Origin of the sequence: Alishewanella aestuarii B11 (assembly GCF_000280055.1) — a bacterium.
Lineage (GTDB): Bacteria > Pseudomonadota > Gammaproteobacteria > Enterobacterales > Alteromonadaceae > Alishewanella > Alishewanella aestuarii.
Genome location: NZ_ALAB01000017.1, coordinates 1 through 4,105 on the forward strand (window position 1 = coordinate 1; position 4,105 = coordinate 4,105).

3 protein-coding genes are annotated in these 4,105 nt (G+C 51.0%); 2 read left to right on the forward strand and 1 reads right to left on the reverse strand.

The features are described 5' to 3' along the window. Window positions 1-93: 93 nt before the first annotated feature. Window positions 94-1,506: a mannose-1-phosphate guanylyltransferase/mannose-6-phosphate isomerase gene (locus AEST_RS06795; RefSeq protein ID WP_008607990.1), complete on the forward strand. Its 1,413-nt coding sequence runs from the start codon at window positions 94-96 to the stop codon at window positions 1,504-1,506. Between the two features lie 46 nt (window positions 1,507-1,552). Then, the gene (locus tag AEST_RS06800; RefSeq protein WP_008607992.1) at window positions 1,553-2,992 is read left to right on the forward strand and encodes a phosphomannomutase; all 1,440 of its coding nucleotides are present in this window, start codon (window positions 1,553-1,555) and stop codon (window positions 2,990-2,992) included. Window positions 2,993-3,252: 260 nt separating this feature from the next. Here the strand turns inward: AEST_RS06800 and AEST_RS06805 are convergent. Next, on the reverse strand, window positions 3,253-4,105 hold an 853-nt coding region (locus AEST_RS06805; RefSeq protein WP_039925230.1), incomplete at its 5' end, for an IS110 family RNA-guided transposase.

A 4,105-nucleotide genomic window follows, 5' to 3' on the forward strand; every position in this document is an offset into this window, starting at 1 on the left:
GCTGTGGATAAGTTGCGGAGCGAGCGGCAAAAGTTGCTTATTTTGGCTGATGATTTAAAGTAGCGGGTAACATTCTATTTTCAGGGATCGAGTATGTTACTACCCGTTATTATGGCCGGTGGCAGCGGCAGCCGTTTGTGGCCCCTGTCACGCGAGCTGATGCCAAAGCAATTTCTTAAACTTTGTGGCGACGCCACCATGCTACAAGCAACACTCGCCAGATTGTCTGGTATGGCGGCTGAGCTACCCTTGGTTATTTGTAACGAAGAGCACCGTTTTATTGCCGCCGAGCAGTTAAGACAGTTATCACAGCTTAACCACAATATCATTCTTGAACCAGCCGGTCGTAACACCGCACCGGCTATCGCTTTAGCTGCGTTTTGGGCCAGACGCAACGGTGATGATCCGTTACTGCTGGTGCTAGCCGCTGATCACGTGATTCAGGATGCGCAGGCATTTCAAACGGCAGTGCAGCGTGCTACGAAACTGGCTGAAGCGGATCAACTGGTCACCTTTGGGATAGTCGCCACAGCGCCAGAAATCGGTTACGGCTATATTCGTCGCGGAGCTGTGTCGGCAGTTTCTGATGCAGCATACAGCGTTGCCGAGTTTGTTGAAAAACCAAACCGGGCTGTCGCCGAGCAATACCTGGCCAGTGGCGAGTACTACTGGAATAGCGGTATGTTCCTGTTTAAAGCCAGTGTTTTTCTTGCTGAGTTAGCGAAATTTCGCCCTGATATTATGGCGGCCTGTGAACAGGCAATGACGCAAACCGAACCTGATTTGGACTTTATCCGGGTAAACAAGCAGGCATTCGCTGCTTGTCCGTCAGAATCAATTGATTATGCGGTAATGGAAAAAACCGACCGGGCGGTAGTGGTGCCAATGGATGCCGGTTGGAGTGATGTCGGTTCCTGGTCATCCCTCTGGGAAATTAGTCATAAAGATCAGGCCGGGAATGTGCAGCTTGGCGATGTGCTTCAGCATGGTTCCAGCGATAATTATATCTTTGCAGAAACAGGCGTTGTTGCGACCGTTGGTTTGCATAATACCGTTGTGATTCAAACTAAGGATGCGGTGCTGGTTGCGGCTAAAGATCAGGTGCAGGACGTCAAGCATATCGTGCAGCAACTCAAGCAGGCAGGGCGTAGCGAACATTATATTCACCGTGAGGTATACCGGCCCTGGGGTAAGTACGACAGTATCGACAATGGTAATCGCTACCAGGTGAAACGGATCACAGTAAAACCGGGTGAAAAACTGTCGATCCAAATGCATCATCACCGGGCTGAGCACTGGATAGTGGTGCATGGCACTGCGAAGGTCACTATTGATCAGCAGCAGCAACTGTTAACAGAGAATCAGTCGGTTTATATCCCGATTGGCGCCGTTCACTCGCTGGAAAATCCGGGCAAAATCCCATTAGAACTGATCGAAGTACAATCCGGTGCCTACCTTGGCGAAGACGATATTGTGCGTTTTTCTGACCTTTATGGCCGCGTTTAACTGGTCAGACCGGTACCGGAGTGCTGTGGATAAGTTGAGGTGAATAATGGCCGTTAGCCTGCAACAGATAATAAGCGAGAGTGGCATTGCCTTTGGTACCAGTGGTGCCCGTGGCCTGGTTAGCCACTTTACACCCCAGGTGTGTGCAGCCTTTACGCAGAGTTTTCTGCAGGAAATGCAGCGGCACTACCCGTTTTCTGCATTAGCAATAGCCATTGATAACAGACCCAGCAGCCTGGCAATGGCGCAAAGCTGTGCCGGTATGGCGGCCGCTATGGGCTTAGAGGTAAAGTACTACGGTATCTTGCCAACGCCAGCTTTGGCATTACAAGCCATGGCTGATCAGGTAGCAGCAATTATGATTACCGGTAGCCATATTCCGTTTGACCGCAATGGCCTGAAGTTCTACCGGCCCGATGGCGAAATCAGCAAAGCAGATGAATTGGCGATCAATCAAAATACTACTGAGCTACTTGCCTCGGATATTGCAGAGCTAAGCATCATCGCCAGCGAAGCGGCAGAGCGATATCTGCAGCGCTATCTTACTATCTGCCCTGCACAATGTTTGAGCGGCATGCACATTGGTGTTTATGAACATTCCAGTGCCGGTCGCGATCTGTATCATCACTTGTTAAGCGCATTAGGTGCCAGGGTAACCCGGCTGGAGCGAACCGAGCACTTTGTGCCGATTGATACCGAAGCGGTATCTGATGCTGACCAAGCCAAAGCCCGGCAATGGGCAGGGCAGTATCAGCTGGATGCTATTTTCTCCACCGATGGGGATGGTGACAGGCCCCTGATTGCTGATGAAAAGGGACACTGGCTGCGCGGCGATACGGTTGGCTTGCTCACGGCAAAGGCACTTGGCATCGAGGCACTGTCAGTGCCGGTGAATGCCAACAGCGCAATAGATTTGTGTGGTAGCTTTTCCAAGGTGCTGCGCACCCGGATTGGCTCTCCCTACGTTATCGCCGGGATGGAAACGTTGTTACCGGATTTTCAGCGGGTTGCAGGTTTTGAAGCAAATGGAGGCTTCTTACTGGCGAGTGCGCTAAATATCAACAGTAACCCACTTACTGCACTACCAACGCGCGATGCCTTGTTACCCTTTATTGCGATCCTGTTGCTCGCGAATAAGCAGCCAATCTCAGAGCTGGTGGCTGCCTTACCGCAGCGTTTTACCGCCAGCGAGCGGGTGCAGAATTTCAGCGCGGATAATAGCCGTATCTTACTGGCAGCTGCTGCGGCTGAGCCCCTGGCGTGTCTGCAACAGCTGGGTATTACAGATAAAACTGTGCAAAACGTTGATCTCACCGACGGTGTAAGAATAATGCTGAGTGATACCAGTATCATTCATCTCAGAGCATCAGGTAATGCGCCGGAACTACGAATCTACACTGAGGCCGGCTCTGCATTGCAGGCAAACGAACTCGCCCAAAGCTTATCCACACGTCTATATGAACGCCTCCTTTGCAAGGGTTTTTAACGTGTGCTGAGTTTGGATGGGCTGCGGTTCTATATCCGGTCTTATTAATGCGGGGCGCGCCCCCGCTGACCCTAATGATTTCCGCGACTTTAGTCCTTATTCTCCGGTCGGTATTTAAACCCTTCGTGTGGCCAGGCTGCTAAAGTATGGTCTTACCAATTTCATTACACGTCAGGCGCCCTGACAAACGGTTGCGAATAGCTTCGCGCTAAACTTGTTTTATCTTTGCGTTGTTAATCGTTTTGCTTAACCTGATTAAGCTAACTGACTTGCGAATACTGTGTTTCGCTATACTCCGCCTCTTTGCTTAACAATGCCCAAACAACTCTGGCTGTTTTATTGGCTAACGCCAGTAGCACCACATTCTTTGGCCGGCGTACCAAGAGTTGCTGCAGCCACTCACTGGGATGTTTACTGTGCGTGATGGCCGAGCGGGCGCCGTGTACCAACAAGGTGCGCACATAGGTATCGCCTCGCTTGCTGATACCATGCAGTTTAACCTTGCCACCTGAGCCGGTTTGTTTTGGTACTAAACCCAACCAGGCGGAGAGCTCCCGGCCTGATTTAAACTGACTAACATCGCCTACTGTCGCCACGATGGCGGTGGCACTTAACACACCAATGCCCGGTACCTTCGCTATCCGCTGACATTGTGGGCAGCCTTTAAAATAAGCCGTAATATGTTGCTCCAGCCCGGCAATATCGTCATCAAGCTTGTGGATATACGCAATCCGCTCATACATCCTGTCGGCAAATTCCTTGGGGACCGTCTGCGATAAGGTTTCTAAACAGCCGGCAATCTCACGTTTAAACGCTGTCCGCCCTCTGGCAATAACAATACCAAACTCGGCTAAAAACCCTCTTATCGCATTGATGCTACCGGTGCGGGTTTTCACTAAATACTCGCGCATCCGATGAGCTGATAACGCCGCTTGTTGCTCCACACTTTTCACCGCCACAAACCGCATCTGCGGTTGCTGTACCGCGGTCCAAATGGCCTGTGCATCCACCATGTCATTCTTATTACCGATAACAAAGGGTTTAACCTTGTGCGCGGCAATTAACCGTACCTGATGGCCCATTTGCTGAAAACAACGACCCCAGTGATGCGAA

Coding starts and splice junctions, on each gene's coding strand:
- AEST_RS06795 (WP_008607990.1), top strand. CDS start 94: ATGTTACTACCCGTTATTATGGCCGGTGGCAGCGGCAGCCGTTTGTGG.
- AEST_RS06800 (WP_008607992.1), top strand. CDS start 1,553: ATGGCCGTTAGCCTGCAACAGATAATAAGCGAGAGTGGCATTGCCTTT.